1 protein-coding gene is annotated in these 610 nt (G+C 57.2%); it reads right to left on the bottom strand.

The annotated features are described in order from the left end of the window. Positions 1 to 420: recombinase family protein (locus tag ACTNBK_RS17170; RefSeq protein ID WP_441147910.1), on the bottom strand; the 420-nt coding region annotated here is incomplete at its 3' end. Positions 421 to 610 lie beyond the last annotated feature (190 nt).

Below are 610 nucleotides of genomic sequence, written 5' to 3'. Positions count from 1 at the left end.
AATGAACCACTCGTTAAATAGGTTCTTGAAGGGCATCAGCTCCGTGCTCTCACTCTGGTCGGTGTCCACATTGTCGTTGATGGCGATGTAACGGACGCCGAACATGGGGAACCGCTCCTCGATGTAAAGCCCCGTGTGGAGCTGGTTGCGTCCCAGCCGCGACAGGTCCTTGGTGATGATGGTGCGGATCTTCCCGCTTTCCATATCCGTCATCATCTGCTGGAAGCCGGGGCGGTTGAAGCTGCCCCCGGAATAGCCGTCATCCACATAAAAGCGGGGATTGGGGAAGCGGTGCTCCCGTGCGTACCGCTCCAGGATATTTCGCTGGTTCTGGATGCTGTTGGACTCTCCGTCCGCCCCGTCATCCTGGCTGAGACGGCAATACAGGGCGGTGATCTCATTCTGGTTTGACTGTTTCATACAGCCCTCCTTTTTTCTCGTCAAACCGATTCAGCGCATCGCGCCTACACAATACCCCAAAGCCAGGGGAATGTCCAGCCCTTTAGGCACACAGCTTTCCCTGCTGCGCGTCCAGGTTGATGAGGGCTTTCAGCTTGTCCTCCGGGGTGGCGCTGCCTTGCTGCGGGAACACAGACACCACACGGATAAG

Origin of the sequence: Intestinimonas sp. HCP28S3_D6 (assembly GCF_052065695.1) — a bacterium.
In the GTDB taxonomy this organism is placed as follows: Bacteria; Bacillota; Clostridia; order Oscillospirales; family Oscillospiraceae; genus Intestinimonas.
Note: the sequence above shows the minus strand (reverse complement) of the source record. Positions and strands in the feature narration are given on the sequence as shown.